Annotated in this window: 18 protein-coding genes; 8 read left to right on the top strand and 10 right to left on the bottom strand. The window is 46.9% G+C overall.

From position 1 onward, the window contains the following. Positions 1–48: 48 nt before the first annotated feature. The 6 genes from queF to Q9R46_RS01490 all read right to left on the bottom strand — a co-directional run bounded on the left by queF (position 49) and on the right by Q9R46_RS01490 (position 4,028). Positions 49–540, bottom strand: coding sequence for a preQ(1) synthase (gene queF, locus Q9R46_RS01465; protein WP_397386315.1), 492 nt, complete (start codon positions 538–540; stop codon positions 49–51). 61 nt (positions 541–601) lie between these two features. After that, positions 602–1,339: a 7-carboxy-7-deazaguanine synthase QueE gene (queE, locus tag Q9R46_RS01470; protein ID WP_311278691.1), complete on the bottom strand. Its 738-nt coding sequence runs from the start codon at positions 1,337–1,339 to the stop codon at positions 602–604. Next, positions 1,332–1,823 (bottom strand): 6-carboxytetrahydropterin synthase QueD, encoded by a 492-nt coding sequence (queD, locus tag Q9R46_RS01475; RefSeq protein ID WP_090918382.1) that lies wholly within the window; start codon positions 1,821–1,823, stop codon positions 1,332–1,334. Before queD ends, queE begins: the two co-directional genes overlap by 8 nt. Further along, complete coding sequence (queC, locus tag Q9R46_RS01480; RefSeq protein WP_311280921.1) at positions 1,823–2,512, bottom strand: 7-cyano-7-deazaguanine synthase QueC; 690 nt, start codon at positions 2,510–2,512, stop codon at positions 1,823–1,825. The genes queD and queC overlap by 1 nt, the downstream gene beginning before the upstream one ends. 337 nt (positions 2,513–2,849) lie before the next feature. Further along, positions 2,850–3,554, bottom strand: coding sequence for an AIM24 family protein (locus Q9R46_RS01485; protein WP_311278692.1), 705 nt, complete (start codon positions 3,552–3,554; stop codon positions 2,850–2,852). A gap of 18 nt (positions 3,555–3,572) precedes the next feature. Beyond that, positions 3,573–4,028: a hypothetical protein gene (locus tag Q9R46_RS01490; protein ID WP_145333199.1), complete on the bottom strand. Its 456-nt coding sequence runs from the start codon at positions 4,026–4,028 to the stop codon at positions 3,573–3,575. 333 nt (positions 4,029–4,361) lie between these two features. On the opposite strand from Q9R46_RS01490, the gene Q9R46_RS01495 reads away from it, so the two are divergent. The 3 genes from Q9R46_RS01495 to Q9R46_RS01505 all read left to right on the top strand — a co-directional run bounded on the left by Q9R46_RS01495 (position 4,362) and on the right by Q9R46_RS01505 (position 6,568). Continuing rightward, positions 4,362–4,529, top strand: coding sequence for a hypothetical protein (locus Q9R46_RS01495; RefSeq protein ID WP_311278693.1), 168 nt, complete (start codon positions 4,362–4,364; stop codon positions 4,527–4,529). A gap of 207 nt (positions 4,530–4,736) precedes the next feature. After that, the gene (locus tag Q9R46_RS01500) at positions 4,737–5,432 is read left to right on the top strand and encodes a hypothetical protein (protein ID WP_145333200.1); all 696 of its coding nucleotides are present in this window, start codon (positions 4,737–4,739) and stop codon (positions 5,430–5,432) included. A gap of 164 nt (positions 5,433–5,596) precedes the next feature. Further along, a complete protein-coding gene (locus Q9R46_RS01505) occupies positions 5,597–6,568 on the top strand; it encodes a helix-turn-helix transcriptional regulator (RefSeq protein WP_311278694.1) in 972 nt (323 codons plus the stop codon). 2 nt (positions 6,569–6,570) lie between these two features. On the opposite strand, the gene Q9R46_RS01510 is transcribed toward Q9R46_RS01505, so the two are convergent. Continuing rightward, positions 6,571–7,245: a 3'-5' exonuclease gene (locus tag Q9R46_RS01510; protein WP_145333202.1), complete on the bottom strand. Its 675-nt coding sequence runs from the start codon at positions 7,243–7,245 to the stop codon at positions 6,571–6,573. 549 nt (positions 7,246–7,794) lie between these two features. On the opposite strand from Q9R46_RS01510, the gene Q9R46_RS01515 reads away from it, so the two are divergent. Further along, positions 7,795–9,531, top strand: coding sequence for a proline--tRNA ligase (locus tag Q9R46_RS01515; RefSeq protein WP_311278695.1), 1,737 nt, complete (start codon positions 7,795–7,797; stop codon positions 9,529–9,531). 501 nt (positions 9,532–10,032) lie between these two features. Here Q9R46_RS01515 and Q9R46_RS01520 read toward each other — a convergent pair. The 3 genes from Q9R46_RS01520 to Q9R46_RS01530 form a co-directional block, all read right to left on the bottom strand. Then, on the bottom strand, positions 10,033–11,856 hold the full coding sequence (locus tag Q9R46_RS01520; protein WP_311278696.1) for a 5'-nucleotidase C-terminal domain-containing protein: 1,824 nt from the start codon (positions 11,854–11,856) through the stop codon (positions 10,033–10,035). Positions 11,857–12,044: 188 nt separating this feature from the next. After that, positions 12,045–12,461: an ImmA/IrrE family metallo-endopeptidase gene (locus Q9R46_RS01525; RefSeq protein WP_311278697.1), complete on the bottom strand. Its 417-nt coding sequence runs from the start codon at positions 12,459–12,461 to the stop codon at positions 12,045–12,047. Between the two features lie 46 nt (positions 12,462–12,507). Then, positions 12,508–12,924, bottom strand: a complete 417-nt coding sequence (locus Q9R46_RS01530) for a helix-turn-helix domain-containing protein (protein WP_145333206.1) — start codon at positions 12,922–12,924, stop codon at positions 12,508–12,510. A 710-nt stretch (positions 12,925–13,634) separates the two neighbouring features. Here Q9R46_RS01530 and Q9R46_RS01535 point away from each other — a divergent pair. The 4 genes from Q9R46_RS01535 (at position 13,635) to Q9R46_RS01550 (ending at position 17,514) form a co-directional block, all read left to right on the top strand. Further along, a complete protein-coding gene (locus tag Q9R46_RS01535; RefSeq protein WP_145333495.1) occupies positions 13,635–14,117 on the top strand; it encodes an ArpU family phage packaging/lysis transcriptional regulator in 483 nt (160 codons plus the stop codon). 95 nt (positions 14,118–14,212) lie between these two features. Next, on the top strand, positions 14,213–15,886 hold the full coding sequence (locus Q9R46_RS01540; RefSeq protein ID WP_311278698.1) for a GAF domain-containing sensor histidine kinase: 1,674 nt from the start codon (positions 14,213–14,215) through the stop codon (positions 15,884–15,886). Positions 15,887–15,905: 19 nt separating this feature from the next. Beyond that, on the top strand, positions 15,906–16,733 hold the full coding sequence (locus Q9R46_RS01545) for a response regulator (RefSeq protein WP_311278699.1): 828 nt from the start codon (positions 15,906–15,908) through the stop codon (positions 16,731–16,733). Positions 16,734–16,944: 211 nt separating this feature from the next. Continuing rightward, positions 16,945–17,514 carry an NADPH-dependent FMN reductase gene (locus tag Q9R46_RS01550; RefSeq protein WP_145411960.1) on the top strand — a complete coding sequence of 190 codons (570 nt, stop codon included), beginning with the start codon at positions 16,945–16,947 and terminating at the stop codon, positions 17,512–17,514. The last annotated feature ends 52 nt before the right edge of the window (positions 17,515–17,566 follow it).

Consider the following 17,566-nt stretch of genomic DNA (forward strand, 5'->3'; position numbering starts at 1 on the left):
ACTTCAAGTTTGGAAAAGTCCCAATTTTATCTATCCTATCATTTCCAATTAACGATTATCAATCGTCTCCGGATTCATATCGTGGTTCATCATGCGGTGTTCGGCCATTTGCTCGTATTTCGTTCCCGCTTTGCCGTAGTTGGTATACGGATCGATAGAGATGCCGCCACGCGGGGTGAATTTGCCCCAGACTTCAATGAAGCGTGGGTCCATCAGCTTGATCAGGTCGTTCATGATGATGTTCACACAGTCCTCGTGGAAATCACCGTGGTTGCGGAAGCTGAACAGGTATAGTTTGAGCGATTTGCTCTCAACCATTTTGATATCTGGAATATAGCTGATGTAGATCGTTGCAAAGTCCGGTTGACCCGTAATCGGACACAGACTAGTGAACTCCGGGCAGTTGAATTTTACAAAATAATCACGGTACGGATGCTTGTTATCAAAGCTCTCCAGAATACCAGGATCATACTCAAACGTATATTTCACATTCTGGTTGCCCAGCAATGTTACATCTTGCATCTCGTCAGGTTGTCTCATTAAAATAAACTCCTCGTATTCAAATGAAGCCGTAGGCCTCGTATTTATATCTCGTATATAGTTAAACCTCGCGTTTATTCCCCCATACCAGCGTATGAAGCTGCGGAAGCACGCGCACATCGTTCAGATTGTCCGAGGCACTTACCTGATCAATCAGCCACTCGTAACGCTCCAGCAACGAAGCTGCCAGATCCGGCGTATCCGCCGAAGAAACATCCGGGTTCCCCGTTTGTAAAAATAAAGCCGTGCCCGGATACCGTGCATGCACGCGGCGGGCATAGTCCAGGTCTGTCTGATCGAAGATCACGATCTTCAGACTATGGCTTCGATCCGCCGGGCCAGTAGCCAGGCGGCCGATCACATCGTCCAGCACAGCCCAGTCAGTGTCCATGCCTGAGCTGGGTGGCTTGGGCGAGACGGTGACTTCGTCAATGTCCGCCAGCCACGACTGCCAGCGCGAGCCCTGCGTCTCAACCGCGGTGCGGACGCCGTTCTCCCGCAGCAGGGCAACCAGCCCGCCCAGCGAAGCCAGCAGGGCGGGGTTACCGCCGGAGAGGGTCACATGGGAGAAACGCGAGCCGCCCAGGCGGCGCAGTTCATCCCATACCGCCTCCGGCGTCAGCATGCGAATCTGGTCCTTGCCGCTGCCGTCCCAGGTAAAGGCCGAGTCGCACCAGGAGCAGCGATAATCGCAGCCCGCGGTGCGTACAAACATCGTTTTTTGCCCGATCACCATGCCTTCGCCTTGAACCGTCGGACCAAAAACCTCCATGACGGGGATACGTGCTTCCTTACTCATCGATCATCCACTCCCGTCTTGCTTCAGCATAACTGGTTGGAGTCTCGAAGAGTCGAACGAATTCCGTGCGTGCGCCGTCTGTAAGTCCGGCATAAGGCTCCGTTTGTAGAGCATGTTCCATCTGCTCGAACAACCAGACCACCATATTTTCAGCCGTCGTATTCATCAGAGGTAATGTTTCATTCAAATATTGATGATCCAAATAACCTTCAATCCGGCTTTTCCAGATGTCCTTAATATGTCCAAAATCAACCGTCAGCCCGGTTTCACCCGGATAACCGCTGATACCAAAAACCACTTTATACGTATGCCCGTGCAGATTTTTGCATTTGCCTTCATAACAGTGCAGATGATGCGCCGCATCAAAAGTAAATTCTTTGCTGACCAGCACACGTTTGCGGTGATATCTCAACTGCGTGGGCAGAATATCCTGATCAATCCGCTGCAAGCGTTCAACAATACGAAACGTTCCGGGTTCTCTCATCATGCATCCACTCCAGTTGAAGAGGGAGCTGTAGGAGCAATGGCACGTTCCTCTACATAACGATCGAGTCCCGCTTTGCGTAGTTTGCAAGCGGGGCATTCGCCGCACCCGTCACCGATGACACCGTTATAACAAGTCAGCGTACGTTCACGTACATAATCGAAAGCGCCCAGTTCATCGGCCATTTTCCACGTTGCTGCTTTGTCCAGCCACATCAACGGAGTATGAATAACAAATGGGTAGTCCATCGACAGATTAAGAGTTACATTCATCGACTTCACAAATGAATCCCGGCAATCGGGATACCCGCTAAAGTCAGTCTCGCAGACACCTGTGACCAAGTGGCGAGCGCCTTTTTGTTTTGCCAAAATGGCGGCAAAGCTGAGGAACAGTAAGTTCCTTCCGTCCACAAATGTGCTGGGCAACTCGCCTTCTTCGTGAATGATCTCTACATCATCTCGTGTGAGTGCATTCGGTGCGAGCTGGTTAAGCAGGCTCATATCCAGTACGGTTTGCTGCACGCCCAGATCTTTGGCAATCGCTGCCGCACATTCAATCTCCAGCTTGTGGCGCTGCCCGTAATCAAACGTAACTACTTCAACTTCGGCAAATTGTTGTTTTGCCCAGAACAGACACGTTGTGCTGTCCTGACCGCCGCTGAATACAACGACCGCTTTTTCTTTGTTCAACATAAAAAAACCTCTCCATCTTCTTGAGATCACTCCAGCATAAGCTAGGAATGTCGGAAGAACAGAGAAGTTCATGAACTGGCATCCATCAAAAAACACACCTTCTTAATAACCGCTTCAAAAAAGCTGCTATAAGCAAGTGTCCTTAGTTTTTTACGCACACCGTGTAATCACGGAAAGCAGTACGCAAGACTGTAGCGACCTTACACAGGTCAAGTCTTGTAGAGGGAGTTCGCGAACCTCTCCCATGCCATCGGCATGGATTTTCTTCTTTAATTGTCCGGGTACAGTATACCATATCATTTACCGGATCGGCACGTTTTTTAAAATCCAAGAATTACTTAATAATAACGTTACCGAAGGGGATGACTTCTTTTAATATACGTTTGAACAAACCTTCATCATTGACGTCCTGCTGCAGTCTGTAGTTTTCGCGTCCGGCTTGAAAGAGCACCGGGCCGTGTCCTGTCATTTTCCAATGATAGTTCATATGCTGACTGGCCAGGTTGTTTCCATATACAGTTAGTTCCAGATGGGCATTTTCAGGGTAAGCAATGACGCTTCCAGCATCTACATAGAGTGGGGCGGTGGGGTGAAGTTCTTGTTGGCATACCTGACCCTGTGTGAGCAAACCAATGGTTCCTTTACCCGAAAATTTCATTTTCACCGCATCCCGGGTAATCAGCATGTTTTTGATCTTCTGAATTTTGGTCTGCATCGTGACACCTTCGGAATAGAAAAACAAGTGGCGAAAATCATAAAGCAAATCACTGTGTTCGGTAAGCTGTACTTCTTTCATGGTGAATCCCGGCGGAAGGGCGGCTACAAATTGGCATGGTCCCGTAATTTCCGATTTGATCAGCTTTTTTTTGCGATACATACCCGAGATATTCATGAATTTATCTTGTCTGCTGTTACTGGAGCCGCGAAAAGCAACGATTTGCTGCGGATGCAAAATATGAAGGCGATCATCCTGGATCAGTGAAAATGTGACCACTTGTCCGACTCCGCCAGTTTCAGCATGATTCAGATGTATATGCATGCAGTAGCTCCTGTTCTTTTATAGTCGGCCAGATCGCCGGCGCATTCCCCAGCGCATCACGCGAATCAGAAGGAAGTAACCCAATATGAGAGCAACAATGGTGATCACCATCGTTTGAATTCGCTGTGCGGTGGCTGTTCTGGCATCCTGTTCAGTTTGAAGTTTGCTGACCATTTCGGTCAGTTTCTGGTTCTGAGCCAGAAGCTGATCATTTTGTGCTTTGAATGCTTCGACATTAGCTTGGGCTTGTCCGAGCTGGGCGGAGGTTTGATTTAGTTGCTCCAGCGTTTGCTTGTAACTCTCTTGTAATGCGTTCACTTCCCCGGGTAGTTCCGACACGCGTTCCCAACCATTATAAATATCCGAGAATATATTCGCACTCGCTGCATTTGCAGTAGAACCGAGTATGACTGTATATAGAATACATGTGGAGACAAACACCCGAATGAAATATCCCTGAATGGATTTTGGCATGTATAACACCTCTCTCTTGGATAAGATCGATTCAGAGCCGAATTCGTCGTCATTTGTTGAATCCTTACTCTTTCATTATACGTCAAAAACCCGATATTGGGTTCAAGAGGATTACGTTTTATTACCCGAATGTTTCGCAAAGAATTGCTAAAAACAAATGTTTTATTTTAAAAATCAGCGGGTAATACAAGAATAGCAGTACCCCGGACAGAGCAAACACAGAGGCTTACTTCCGCTCCGGGTATATCCTGTTCACAAATATGCAATATAATGCCTAAAATTAATATATTTCGATTTTGAATAAGATCGTTAATAATGAAGGAGTAGAATAATATGTACGCATCAAACCAGAACGCGTCAACGAAAACAATCATGATTACTTTAAATGGCGAGCCAGTCGGACGCAAACTGATTATTGACAGTGTAACTTATGCACCGGTTGATCAAACGGACAGTGCACAGTACTTGCAAAAAATGGAGCATAACCATCCAGCTGTTTAAGTTGGGACTTGTCATAGAGAAGGGTGTAAAAAGCTTGGCTATTAGCCAGGCTTTTTCGTCGTTTATTGTCGCTTCTAGGCGGATCAAGGGGAATAAAACTAATATAATGGAAAAAAGTAACGGGAACATATGTTCCGTGACAATATAGTGTCCATTCACCCTGCTAACTTAGAAGATAATACACATAAATCGGGGGAGAGACTACCAGTGAACTCAGTCTTTGAAGTATCTTATTCGTGGAATAAAGAGGCCATACCGACAGGGGGAGCCGATCCCGTATATATGATGGTAGAGTGGCGTTACGGATCCCCTGCCAAAAGACTTAGGAAAATAGCACCCAAAATTATGTCGAGAGATTTAGAGCTTTTGCTCAAACCGGAATATGGTGTCCAGCTTAAAGGCATCTATGGATGCCGATCCAAAGAAACAGATATTGGCTGGGTACTACGACTTGGTGATGTACTCAAAGGAGAAAGCAAACAGATTCTGCTGGAATTTGCCGTAGGACCGCATCTTTCAGGAAAAGCAGCGATATGTTCTGCATATTGGAGTACCCGCAAGTTAAAACAGAGTCAGCGTGTGCTTCTTCGTCGGGAACAACTCTATATTCAGTATACAAGTCACCTCGGGATGTTAAGACAGCCTGAAGATCCAAAAGTAGAGAAAACGATTAAATTGAACGAAACCGTACCCTTACTTAAACAGGCTCTGCGTGCTTATGAACGAGGCCGTACCCAGGAAGGCAGCGACTTGTTACGCCGTCATGCCGATGCACTGCTAATTGAAGCTGCGCGCAAACAGGATCTGGATTATTTAACAGAAGCCGAGATTGTTGAGAAGCTTCGTTATCATTATGGTATTACGTTTACTGCCAATCGCCAAAATGTGAAAGAACAGTGTTAGATCAATGAAAACGTAGTCAAGTAATGACGTACAGAGAGAACCAGTTTACATAAGTTTTGAAGGTGAAGTTAAACAACAAGTCGAATGTATATATCCATACTATATCAGTCAAGGATGGAGCTGTATCATACTATTTGAAACAACATCATGGAGGGCCTGGCCAAATGACAGACCGACTAATCCGATTAATGCGCATTATCACGCTGGTACAAGCCAAGCCAGGCATACTGGCTCGGGAGCTTGCGGAGAGGTGCGAGACAACGGAAAGGACGATATACCGTGACATGGAGGCCCTCAGCGCAATGCATATTCCGATCGCCAATATGGGACATGGAAGAGGGTACATGTTTATCAGCCACTTTGCCATGTATCCGCTAAATTGGTCTGACGAGGAAGCGCAAGCTTTCATACAGCTTGCAGACGTCATGGAAGATATTCGTCCCCTGCTAAGACCTGCCTTTGAGAGTGCCTATGAAAAAGTGGTCGCTTCAAGTCAGAAAAACAGAAGCGAGCGTGTGGAATGGGCTGAGAAAATCAGAGGAATGTTTAGAGAGGGAACAAAGGTCTGGCAAAACATTGAAGGAGACGAGGCGAGTCATTCTTTCCTTACTTTACTTCAAGCCGGAATCTCACAAAACAGCATTGAAGGAAAATATATGTCTCAAGGAGAAATGGAACACATTCGCTTTGATCCATATTGTCTGATTCCCCGGGAATATCAATTTGATCTGTTAGCTTATTGCCATTTCTCAGAGAGACTGAAAAAATTTCAGGTGAATCGGTTGCATGACTTACGCATTATTCCACGTACTTTCCGCAAAAACGATTATTTGATTCAATCTTATCTGCGTGTTCCCTGGACAACAAGAGGAAGTACGGTAGGAGATGCAATCAAAATCCGATTTTCTTCCTCAGTCGTGGAACGTGTGATGCAAGAACGTTTTTGTGTGCACCCCGTGATGACCATAGAGCCTGAAGGCACTCTATTGTTTGAAACGGTACTCGTGAATGCGGAGGAATTATTTGCATGGTTATCCAAGTACGGACCGGAGGCTGAGATTATCGAACCGGAACATTACCGGTCTCTGATGAAAGAACATTTAGAGCGCTGGCAGCAGGTATACAACCAGAGATAATTTTAATTCTTGCCTTTGAACAAATTGGCAAGATTGCCAAACGGCGATTCCTTTTCCTCATCATCCAGAGCACTGGAGTAAACCACTTTTGAAGCTACGCCTTCATCATCCGCTGCGCAATTTTTTTCCAGTTTGAACTTATCAAACTGGTGCATAAACACTTTAGCCGTATTAATAGCATCATCCAAAGCGCGGTGTTGTGTACCGTCAAATTCAATTCCACAGAGTTCAAGAGCCTGGGCAAGTCCGAGTTGCCGAAACTTTCCTTCTTTGTGCATGGCCCGCGACCATTGTTGTTGTAAATCATTATGATTGGTAATCCAGGCCACATCCAAGTGATGTGTTCGGCAATGGGAGATGAATTTGTTGCGGTCATCTGGTCCCCAGGAGCACATATAATAAGGCTCATTGCCCATCCAATCGATGAATTGACGCAGCGCTGCCGGGAAAAGAGGGGCTGCATCGATGTCTTTCTGTGTGATTCCTGTGAACTGAACCGTGTCGGTAGACAGGACGGATTTGTTAGATGGACGAACATACGTATGAAAGGTGTCCGTGACGGTAAGGCCTGTATCCGGGTTCTCACTCACTTTGACGGCACCGATATCGATAATTTCAGAGGAGTAGCGCGTATTTCGGCTTACTGTGAATTCAAGATCGTATATAATATAGGACATAAGATGAACTCCTTTATGAAGGATGCAAATTTCCATTCAGGGATCGGTACGTTAGATCCGTAAAATGTTAATCTCTATTCTACAGTGAACCTAGGGCTGTGTCAGCCATTGTTATGGATTTTGCCTGAAAGAGCTTGGCATAATGGTTTCGAGGACCCGTTCGTTTAATTGTATTGATTGACAAGTTCGTTTAAATGTTCTAATGTGATCAAAAATGAAAAATAGCGTTTACCGAGGACATAATTACGTAAGCCCGCTTCAACAGAGAGGGAATGGATTGCTGTAACATTCCTGTTGCTGCTGCGCAATTCCTCCCTCGTTAGCTGCAAAGGGGAATGTCTGTTTCATAACAGGCTGCAACTTTCGCCGGAAGGGTCCGTTATGCCCAAAAGGACTGTATGTAAGGGCGCGAGATATGAAACGACTGTATACAGTTAAATAAGGGTGGTACCACGACGCATTCGTCCCTTGACGAATGCGTCTTTTTGCTGTTCAAGACTTCATGTGCGTAGTGCTTACCTATCTGATCATAAAAGGAGTGTATTCAAGATGCGTCAAAGTGAGATGCTTGTTCCAACATTACGTGAAGCACCAGCAGAGGCTGATGCGACGGGACACCGCCTGCTACTGCGCTCGGGTATGATTCGTCAAGTGGCCGCGGGAATATACAGTTATTTACCACTTGGGCGACGTGTGCTTCTGAACGTCGAGCGAATCGTCCGGGAAGAGATGGATCGTGCCGGGTGCCAGGAAGTCTTGTTACCAATTATGCAACCAGCAGAGTTGTGGGAGGAGTCTGGCAGATACACGCAATATGGTCCAGAGTTGATGCGTCTGAAGGACCGGCACATGAGAGAGTTTGCGCTTGGACCGACCCATGAGGAGGTCGTTACGGCATTGGCTCGTGACGAGGTCAACTCTTACCGTAAGTTGCCATTTACCTTGTATCAGATCGGAACCAAGTTCCGGGATGAGCGCCGTCCGCGTTTTGGCTTGTTGCGCGGCCGAGAATTCATTATGAAGGATGCCTATTCTTTTGCATCGGATTGGGAGGAACTGGATCGAACCTATCAGGCCATGAATACAGCATATTGCCGCATTATGGATCGCTGTGGCCTGGAGTTTCTTCGGGTTGAGGCAGATGCAGGAACGATTGGTGGACAAGGGGAGACACATGAGTTCATGGCTTTGGCCGATGTAGGAGAGGATACCATTGTGACGTGTAAACCATGTGGTTATGCAGCGAACCTGGAGAAGGCGGCGTTTCAATCCGCAGAACCTGCGATCCTTACGCATGAAGAAAAGGCTGCTGAGCACACGGGAGTATTACGGATTGAGACACCAGGCGTTCGTACTATCGCTGAATTATGTTCTTTCCTTGGTAAGCAGGCTGAAGAGATGATCAAAACATTGCTTTATCTGGCGGATGGTCAGCTTGTTGCAGCACTAGTCCGTGGAGATCATGAACTGAACGATATTGCCTTGAAACAGGTGCTTGGTGCAGAGGAACTGGAGCTGGCTGACGATGCATCTATCGCCGCGTATTCCAATCTCGCCGTCGGTTATCTCGGACCTGTGGGGCTTGGACTGCGTATGGTGGTGGACGCTGATGTGGCTACCATGAAACAGGCAGTGACCGGAGCGAATGAGGCTGGCATGCATCTATCAGGTGTTCGTCCAGGCGTGGATTTTGCGCTGGAACACGTCGAGAATATTCGCTTTGCCGCCGAAGGAGATTGTTGCGTATCATGTGGCGAACCACTTGTGTTCACCAAAGGCATTGAAGTCGGACATATATTCAAGCTGGGTACCAAGTACAGCGATGCCATGGGAGCTTCTTTCCTGGATCGCAATGGCCGTCAGTGTGCACCTGTAATGGGATGTTACGGTATCGGGGTATCTCGCTTGATGGCAGCTATTGCTGAACAGTACGCGACGGAAGAGGGCATCCAGTGGCCTGTATCTGTAGCGCCTTATGATGTGCATCTTATCCCGGTAAGCTGGAAAGACGAGCAACAACAGAAGCTGGCTCTTGAGTTGGAGCAACATCTAACGGATTGTGGATTCCGTGTGCTCGTGGATGATCGGGATGAACGGCCCGGTGTAAAATTCAAAGATGCCGAGTTAATCGGGCTGCCTGTACACATTGTTGTAGGCAGAGGAGCAGCCGAAGCACAGGTGGAACTGGGCTCTCATATGCATGCTGGTTCAGGCGAAACGAAGCGAATCAGTATGACGGCGCAAGAAGCTGTGAATTACGTGACAGAGCAAATTCGCCGAGATTAAGCATGGATGTAGCATAAGTAGCGATGAAAAATACATGTAATATGTGATAGATAACATTTGCCTATATAATAGGACTGAATATTATGTCGATATTTATTTTTAGCTTAATAAGCTAGAGGTTCCTTGGAAAACGGGACTCTAGAAGTAGAAAGAATGTCTAATCACAGAAAATAATCATACCAAGTGACTACAGCTGGAAAATAAAGATCAGGTAAATTATACTTTTGCTCATAAAGACGCGTTAGGCTTGGCTATTCGAAGTGATAAGGGTATAAGTATGCAAAACTAGCGTAAGCATGGTTGTCCCCCGTCTGCCCCGTAAATCGCATAAATACGGATTTTACAGGCATAAATGTTCTAGTTCAGCAGGGGGTATACATCAACTTTGGAGCCGAAAGCGGCATGCAAGAGATTTATTTTTGAAATAGAAAACAAAAGGGAGTCCTTAGCCAGTGATCTGGCTAAGGACTCCCTTTTGTCGTTTATTCGAAATGGTTGCAATTAAGAAGCAGCAGGCAACTTTAGTGTTTGACCAGGATAAATCCAGTGTGGGTTTTTGATTTTGTTGAGCTGTTGCAGTGTCTTCCAAGTTGTACCATATTGTTTGGAGATCGAGTACAGAGACTCGCCTGATTTTACAATATGCAATTTAGCAGGGGCTGGAGCTGGTTTTCCCGGGGCTGGTTTGACCGGTTTTTCCGGCTTCGGTTTTTCTGGTTGAGGTTTGGTTGGTGTTGGTGCTGGAACAGGGACCGGAGCCTCAGTACCCGGTGCTTCTGGTTCTACAGCGGATTTCTTGCCTTCACTTATGCGGCCGTCGGTTTTAATGTCGACTGCGCCGAGTTTATGCATGTAGTTGATTAACGCCTCATCCAATGCACCGTACATACCGATTGTTGGATACTTGGCGAACATTGTGTACTCATCACCGCCGACAGCTGTGAAGTCATTGGTTGCAAGGGTATAGGTCGCGGCTGGATCAAGAGCTTTATCACCAACCATTACGGAATGAACACGGCTACCTTTTGCAGCAGCAGCGTCAATTTTGAATGTGATTCCGGATACTTGCGGGAATCCACCACTTGGTTCCGGGTAGGAACCTACACCGTTCTCAAGGGCTGCGAGTACATCAGAGCCTTTTACATCAAGGGTAACGACTTGGTTGCCAAAGGGAAGAACGGTAATGACATCACCTTTAGTTACGATGCCCTTTTCAATAGAAGAACGAATACCTCCGCCGTTAGTCAATGCGATATCGGCTTTGCTGACATCACGGATTGCATCAGCCAGCAAGTCTCCCAGATTGGTCTCGCCAGCACGTACTTGTTCACGTTTGCCGTCAAGGAGAACAGCAGTATTTGCTACTTCTTCCTTCAGGATCGGTTCTTGTTCTTTCTGGATGGAACTTACGAGTGCTGCAACATTCTCGTTTGGCTTAATATCTTTGGCCCCAGTTTCATCAATTAGTGTTGCTGTTTTCTTTGAGACTTTGCCGCCGTCGACCCATAGGTCAATGACACCTACATAATTGGTGTATTCACCTGCACTTGCAATTAAAGTTCCATGATCAGATACAAGTCCGTTTTTCAATACGGTATGGCTATGTCCATCGATGAACACATCAATGCCGGGAACCTCTTTAACGACTTTGAAGCTTGTATCCGTACTGGAAACATCTTGTCCAAGGTGTCCGAGAACAACGACAACATCGACTTTGCTACGAATTTCATTCACGAGAACTTTAGCTTCTGCAGAAGGATCTGTAATTTGCAAACCTTCTACGTTTTTCGGGTTCGTTTTGTACATGGTTTCTGGCGTAGTCAAGGCGATAATCCCGATCTTCACACCATCAACTTCTTGGATAAGGTACGGTTCGAAGATACGAGTTCCGTCTTTTTTCTTTACGTTTGCACTGAGCATAGGGAATTTCATCATCTTCGCCAGCTCCATGAGACGTTCCGAGCCATAGTTGAACTCATGGTTACCAGGTACCATCGCCTGATAGCCTATTTCGTTCATGACCTGCACAATGCTCTCGCCTCGGACAAGAGTAGCAAATGTGGTACCGTGTACCGCATCGCCTGCATCCAGCAAAAGGGTGTTAGGATTTTCGTTACGATATTTGTCAACGATGCCTGCGACTTTTGCAAAACCCATAGCAGGTGATTGTTCAACTGCCCGAGCATGCATGTCATTGGTATGTAGGATAGTGATGTGCTTACCTGTGCCTGGAGCAGAATCCGTTGCTGCTGCCGCAATGCCTACGCTGCCGAACAGTAAACAAACCGTTAGCAGAAGTGAAACAACGTTTTTCCAGTTTTTCATGAATCCGAAACCTCCCAAAATAGTAATCTATTAGAGCGTTTGTACAGCTCATATAGTATTTTAACAAACTATGTTGAGGAAATCTCGTGATTTGCGTAAAAATAAGTAACCTGAAAGTAACATGTAAATCTGTTAGGAAAGCTAGTTTCATACCCATTGAAAGGAATGCACGAAAGGAACGTATGTTCTTAAATGTTGCAAAAAAAATGCTGCGCTTCACGTGGCAGTCCGGTACGCAGGCAAAATTTCTCAAGAGATTCATCCGGTTCCGGTGTGATTCCGGCCGTCAATAGTTGAATGGCGAAAAGATTGGCTTGTCTCTCCAGTTTGCCTGGAGCGAAGTAGGAATGCTCCTCAAGGAAGAAACGGTTAATCCCTTTGTGCAGTCTGTCGTGTCCCAGTTCATGTGCACATACAAAGCGCTGCCATTCAGGGGGCAAGTCATTGTGAATCACAATAAATCTGCGACGAAGTTTACGGAAATACAGCCCTTTCGTAGACTTGCCCAGATTCGTAAAACGAATCTGTATTCCTACAGCACGGGCAATGCTGAAAGGACAGTTGGTTCGGTGTTTGCGAATCAGCTTGGTTACGATGTCATCCATATGATCTCACCTGCAGTTTCAATAAGTTTGAACTCGTGTCCTGTTCTCATGGGCGTTGATCCGATTCGCCTGGCTTTTTCCGTTTATTCATCTGTTTGGCTTCCCAGAACAAACCAGTCAGCACGTCTTTGATCCGTTTCTTGTCCTCTTCATCCAATGGAATACCGTCGAACATCAGATCGTCGTCATCCTCCAGCATTTTTTTAAAGTCCCGGCGATCCTTGTACGTCGCCCATTCCGGTACTTCCTGGTGGTTCACCTCAAGGCCTGTTTCAATATAACCTGCCTTTTTCATCATGTCTGAGTAAGGTACGCCGAGTGCGTCGGCAATTTTTCGGATCGTTGCTGGTTTAGGAACCCCGCGCACGCCATTTTCAATCCGTGAAATCTGTGAATTGCTTATTCCAGCCGCTTCGGCGAGCTGGTTGATGCTGAATCCCTGCTGCTCTCGCAGTTGTTTCATATAAGGACCAAAAGCGTGCTCCACAACTCATGCATCTCCTTCGACTCGTCATAAGTGCTTGTGATTATAAAGAAGTTCTTTCTGCTCATGTGACGTTCTGCAAACTTGCCCGTTCCGAAAGCGGATCATTCTTTCGATCGCTGTTATCCCCGGATTTCCTATCATTTCTCCTTAAAGGGAGAAATCCGGTGATAAAGGCGAGCGCTCCGCTTCTCCAGAATTGATTCCGCCTCCTGCACTTCGTCTGTGCGCCTGCCAACGTGGAATCATTCCCAGAGCCATAGACTTCTTCATAAAAACAAATGACTTATACGAGTTCAGTAATTATCTGTACTATATCGTATATATACCATTAGGTAAAGAGATATGAAACAATTATGCCAAAAGGTATAGAAAATGAGAGCGAAGGATTTATTTTATCGTCTAAATGACCCAAAATGAAGGTTTACTACATTCTCCAGAAAGTGGTATCCTCTAATAGAAATACGAACAATATACGAACACGATGTAAACAGGGAGTCGTTTCCAAAAGGCAACGGAAGAGAAAACTAAAACGTTACGTTTTGAAGAATCGGAACAATTCTATGGGTGAGACTTTCTTCGCTATAAGATGGGGATGAGCAGAAGTATCCGTATGAGTTGTCAAAATGGAATGAAATATAGAGGGAATTAAAATTAGGAGGAGAATGACTATGGCAACGATGACAAATATGGAATTGATATTACCGGAATTGGATCGTCGGAAAACGCAGGCAGCTGTGGAGGCTGTATTGGAGAAGTATCGGATTTATAAAACGATTGCTTTTGAAGAACGTGAGGTCCAGGTGACTGCAAGTTATACGGAACGTTTTCATGGAGCTACCAATGTCACAGGAGATTCTACCGCAAGAACAGCAATCTTTAATGTGGATGTCCAGCGTGCGCGTCAGGCTTACTGCGATACCATTGATCACATCGTCTCTCGGCTCAGTGAGAAAGAACGAGTATTAGTACACGAGCGCTATATGAAGGACGATGATGTCTTTGACTATAAAATATACAACCATGTTTTTGATCCGCCTGTGAGCAAGGATACGTATACTAAGATTCGTACCCGTGCTTTTTACAAATTGGCGCTGGCGTTGTCCGACCGTGGGCTTATTAACATGGAGCCTCTGTCATGCACAAGAAAAGAACGGAAGAAGCTGGGCTGAGCACTAGGAAAAAAGTTGAAGCTTTCATATCCCCGAAGGATTGGTTACAATGGTTTGGACAAATTCAGAGACGGAGCATCTGAGGGGGAGTGCCAATGCCGGAAGAGGCCGGAATGCAGGAAATGGTGACACTGAAAACCATTGCGGAAACGTTAAACACCTCCAATGACCTTAGTCCGATGCTGGATACAGTGGTTGGCAAATTACTTGAGCTAACCGGACTCACGGCGGGATGGCTTTTTCTCATCGATGAACGCGGAGAATATGCCTGTGTATCAGACTATAACCTGCCGCCAGCTTTGATTCGAAACGATAAAGAGCCTATGCGAACGGGAACGTGCTGGTGTATCAACCGTTTCAGGGATGGAAGGTTGCAGCATGCGGTTAATATCATTAACTGCAAACGTCTTGAAGATGCTGTGGAGTTCAAGTGGGGAGACACACAGGATATTACACACCACGCTACAGTCCCACTGCGCTCGGGTGAACGAATGTTGGGACTACTCAATGTGGCAGCGCCGGGCAAAGAGGTTTTCAGCGATAGTGAACTCGCACTTTTGCAGGCGGTAGCCTACCAGATTGGCAGTGCAATGGAGCGAATGCGATTGTATCGAGCAGAGCAACGGCGGGCAGAACTCTATGCCCGGCTAGGAGATTTCGGTACAGCATTAAGTCTTGCTGTGAACGAGTGTACCGAGGTGAATGCATTGCCTGATACCGTGCTAAGGTTACTTGGCAAGCATTTTGATTGGCCGTTCGCTGCGCTTGTACAACAAACGAATAGCACGTTTCATAACCAGGCAATGTATGCTCATGGTCAGGTGTGGACGAACTCGTCAGAGACCTTTTCCTTGGAAGGGACACGCCTTATGGATCGGATCGTGGATCACTATCGTGCAGCCATCCTATCCGCAGATGAACTTGCTGAAATATTCGGCCAATTCAGGCTTGAATTTCAATGGGGTGAATTTGCTTCAGGGGTTGGTGTACCTCTTTCATATCATGCACCAGAGGAACCGGGAGTGCTGATCATTGGTACTGAATCACGATCCCTGGATCTGATCCGGGCGGACAGGGAAGTGCTTGAGGCTCTGGCAGAGCATATCATTGCTTCACGGGAGAGCCTGAAGCTGGCAGATCATCGGCGCGAACTGGCAAGGCTTGAAGAACGGAATCGGCTTGCTCGGGATTTGCATGATTCGGTAAATCAGATTTTGTTCTCCCTATCGTTGACGGCGAAAGGTGCAGAGAGTATGCTCTCCGGTTCGGAACCGTTGCATCCGGCAGCAGAAGTGATGAGAGATATACGAGCTTTGTCCCAGGAAGCACTCAAGGAGATGCGAGCGTTGATTATGCAACTTCGTCCATCAGGTTTGGAGGCCGGATTGGTAAGCGCGCTACAGGATTACGGTGCAAAACAGGGGCTTCAAGTTATCGCTGACCGTAAGGGAATGCGCTCCATACCGCGCTTTATTGAAGAAGTTTTGTGGCGTATCGGTCAGGAGGCGCTGAACAATATTCGGAAGCATGCAGGGGTATCCTCGGCATGCATACAGCTTGAATTCAATGAACGTGAAGCAAAGCTCACGATCTCGGATCGGGGGAAGGGCGGTGCCAAGCGGCGGAAGCCATTATCGGAAAATTCACTCGGATTGTCGATTATGAGGGAGCGTGCGCAATCGCTCGGAGGCAAGCTCAATATATGGAGTTCTTCGCGTAAAGGAACAACCGTGACGGCAGTTATACCACTTCCGCTTGAAGCGGAATAGAGTCAGGAGGCAGGCAAAGATGCCGATTACAATTTTACTTGCCGACGATCATGTCATGGTCAGACGGGGACTACATGTTTTTCTGAAAACGCAGGAGGATATGAAGGTTATCGGTGAAGCATCGAACGGGCAAGAAGCCTTGGAGCAAGCGCAGGAGCTGGAGCCGGATATTATTCTGATGGATCTTCATATGCCTGTCATGGACGGCATTGAAACAGCCAGACGTTTGCGTAATCTGCTACCACACACACGGATTATCGTGCTAACTTCGTTCTCGGATCAGGATCATGTCGTTCCTGCCGTTCGCGCAGGCGTGAAGGGATATTTGCTCAAAGATATCGAGCCTGAGGATTTAGCCGTTGCGATCCGTAACGTGCATTCCGGTCAGGTCGAATTACATCCGGCGGCAGCAAGTCAATTGATGCATGTCATGGCTTCGATGGATATGGTTCCAGATACACCGCAGGAGGAGCGCAACGTTCAAGGGGAAACGTCTTTCCAGGGTGCAAATCAGACTGTACAGCAAGTAATGCAAGCGAGTGAAGCCAGTGAATGGCGTAAACCGAGTCAGTTAACTGAGCCGAGTCATTCAAGTCACACAAGTCCTTCGTGGAGTTCAACTAAATCGGACTCTCCGTCCGATGGAGGTCTTCATACGCTCACTCGCCGTGAACGCGAGGTGCTAGGGCTGATCGCTCAAGGGTTAAGCAACAAAGAGATTGCGGTTCGGCTCGTAATTACGGAGAAGACAGTCAAAACACATGTCAGTCATCTACTGGATAAACTGGGGCTTGCAGACCGTACTCAGGCAGCACTTCATGCTGTTCGGAACGGCTGGGAACTGTGATGAGTTGAAGGCTATCATTGGAGTCGCCATATTCAGACAAAATTCAGACTAAAGTCGTATGAACTCAACCGAAAGGTTGAGTTTTTTTGTGCTGAAGTTAAGTCCATTAGCTGACGCTTGCTACCCCGTATCAAGGTAAAATAAGGATAACCGAAGTCGAGAGGCAATAGCACGTAAAACGATAATAACAGCGATCAGGAGAGTGAACGTAATGAATATTGTGATATTGGCAGGAAGCAACCGGAGAAATGCAACGAGCACACGTTTGGGTGAATATGCCGCAGAGATCATTCAAGGACAAGGACATGAAGCGAGCGTATTCAATCTGTATGAAAAACCACTTCCATTCTATGCTCCGGATGAAAAGCAAGAGAACGACGAGAATCTGGCTGCATTAAGCGCTGCAATGCTTGCAGCGGATGCCATCATCCTGTCCACACCAGAGTACCACGGCAGTATAAGCGGTGTGTTGAAAAATGCACTGGATCATTTAAGTCAGGCTCATTTCAGTGGTAAACCCGTTCTGTCGATCAGCTCCGCTGGAGGGGCGGTTGGTGTAAGCTCGCTTACCCAGATGCAAACGATGGTGCGTAATCTGCATGGGATTAACGCTCCGGAATGGATTTCCATTGGTGGTGCACAACGCAGACGGTTTGAAGCGACGTTTGACGGCTACGAGGAATACGAAGGAAGTCAGGATATCGAGGAACGGGTACAGCGTGTACTGGGCTCTTTTCTGAATTTGGCTCAGACGTTAACGGCGGCAAGGAGCGCACTGTAGAGTAATCCAGGCTGACAAGTGGGGCATCAGTTCAGTCTAATAAATTCATCAT

Origin of the sequence: Paenibacillus sp. RRE4 (genome assembly GCF_031844205.1) — a bacterium.
GTDB lineage: Bacteria > Bacillota > Bacilli > Paenibacillales > Paenibacillaceae > Paenibacillus > Paenibacillus xylanexedens_B.

What these genes read in the sequence shown, in the direction of transcription:
- queF (WP_397386315.1), bottom strand. Translation starts at nt 540, where the DNA reads ATGAGACAACCTGACGAGATGCAAGATGTAACATTGCTGGGCAACCAG.
- queE (WP_311278691.1), bottom strand. Translation starts at nt 1,339, where the DNA reads ATGAGTAAGGAAGCACGTATCCCCGTCATGGAGGTTTTTGGTCCGACG.
- queD (WP_090918382.1), bottom strand. Translation starts at nt 1,823, where the DNA reads ATGAGAGAACCCGGAACGTTTCGTATTGTTGAACGCTTGCAGCGGATT.
- Q9R46_RS01485 (WP_311278692.1), bottom strand. Translation starts at nt 3,554, where the DNA reads ATGCATATACATCTGAATCATGCTGAAACTGGCGGAGTCGGACAAGTG.
- Q9R46_RS01490 (WP_145333199.1), bottom strand. Translation starts at nt 4,028, where the DNA reads ATGCCAAAATCCATTCAGGGATATTTCATTCGGGTGTTTGTCTCCACA.
- Q9R46_RS01495 (WP_311278693.1), top strand. Translation starts at nt 4,362, where the DNA reads ATGTACGCATCAAACCAGAACGCGTCAACGAAAACAATCATGATTACT.
- Q9R46_RS01505 (WP_311278694.1), top strand. Translation starts at nt 5,597, where the DNA reads ATGACAGACCGACTAATCCGATTAATGCGCATTATCACGCTGGTACAA.
- Q9R46_RS01510 (WP_145333202.1), bottom strand. Translation starts at nt 7,245, where the DNA reads ATGTCCTATATTATATACGATCTTGAATTCACAGTAAGCCGAAATACG.
- Q9R46_RS01515 (WP_311278695.1), top strand. Translation starts at nt 7,795, where the DNA reads ATGCGTCAAAGTGAGATGCTTGTTCCAACATTACGTGAAGCACCAGCA.
- Q9R46_RS01520 (WP_311278696.1), bottom strand. Translation starts at nt 11,856, where the DNA reads ATGAAAAACTGGAAAAACGTTGTTTCACTTCTGCTAACGGTTTGTTTA.
- Q9R46_RS01525 (WP_311278697.1), bottom strand. Translation starts at nt 12,461, where the DNA reads ATGGATGACATCGTAACCAAGCTGATTCGCAAACACCGAACCAACTGT.
- Q9R46_RS01530 (WP_145333206.1), bottom strand. Translation starts at nt 12,924, where the DNA reads ATGAAACAACTGCGAGAGCAGCAGGGATTCAGCATCAACCAGCTCGCC.
- Q9R46_RS01535 (WP_145333495.1), top strand. Translation starts at nt 13,635, where the DNA reads ATGGAATTGATATTACCGGAATTGGATCGTCGGAAAACGCAGGCAGCT.
- Q9R46_RS01540 (WP_311278698.1), top strand. Translation starts at nt 14,213, where the DNA reads ATGCCGGAAGAGGCCGGAATGCAGGAAATGGTGACACTGAAAACCATT.
- Q9R46_RS01545 (WP_311278699.1), top strand. Translation starts at nt 15,906, where the DNA reads ATGCCGATTACAATTTTACTTGCCGACGATCATGTCATGGTCAGACGG.
- Q9R46_RS01550 (WP_145411960.1), top strand. Translation starts at nt 16,945, where the DNA reads ATGAATATTGTGATATTGGCAGGAAGCAACCGGAGAAATGCAACGAGC.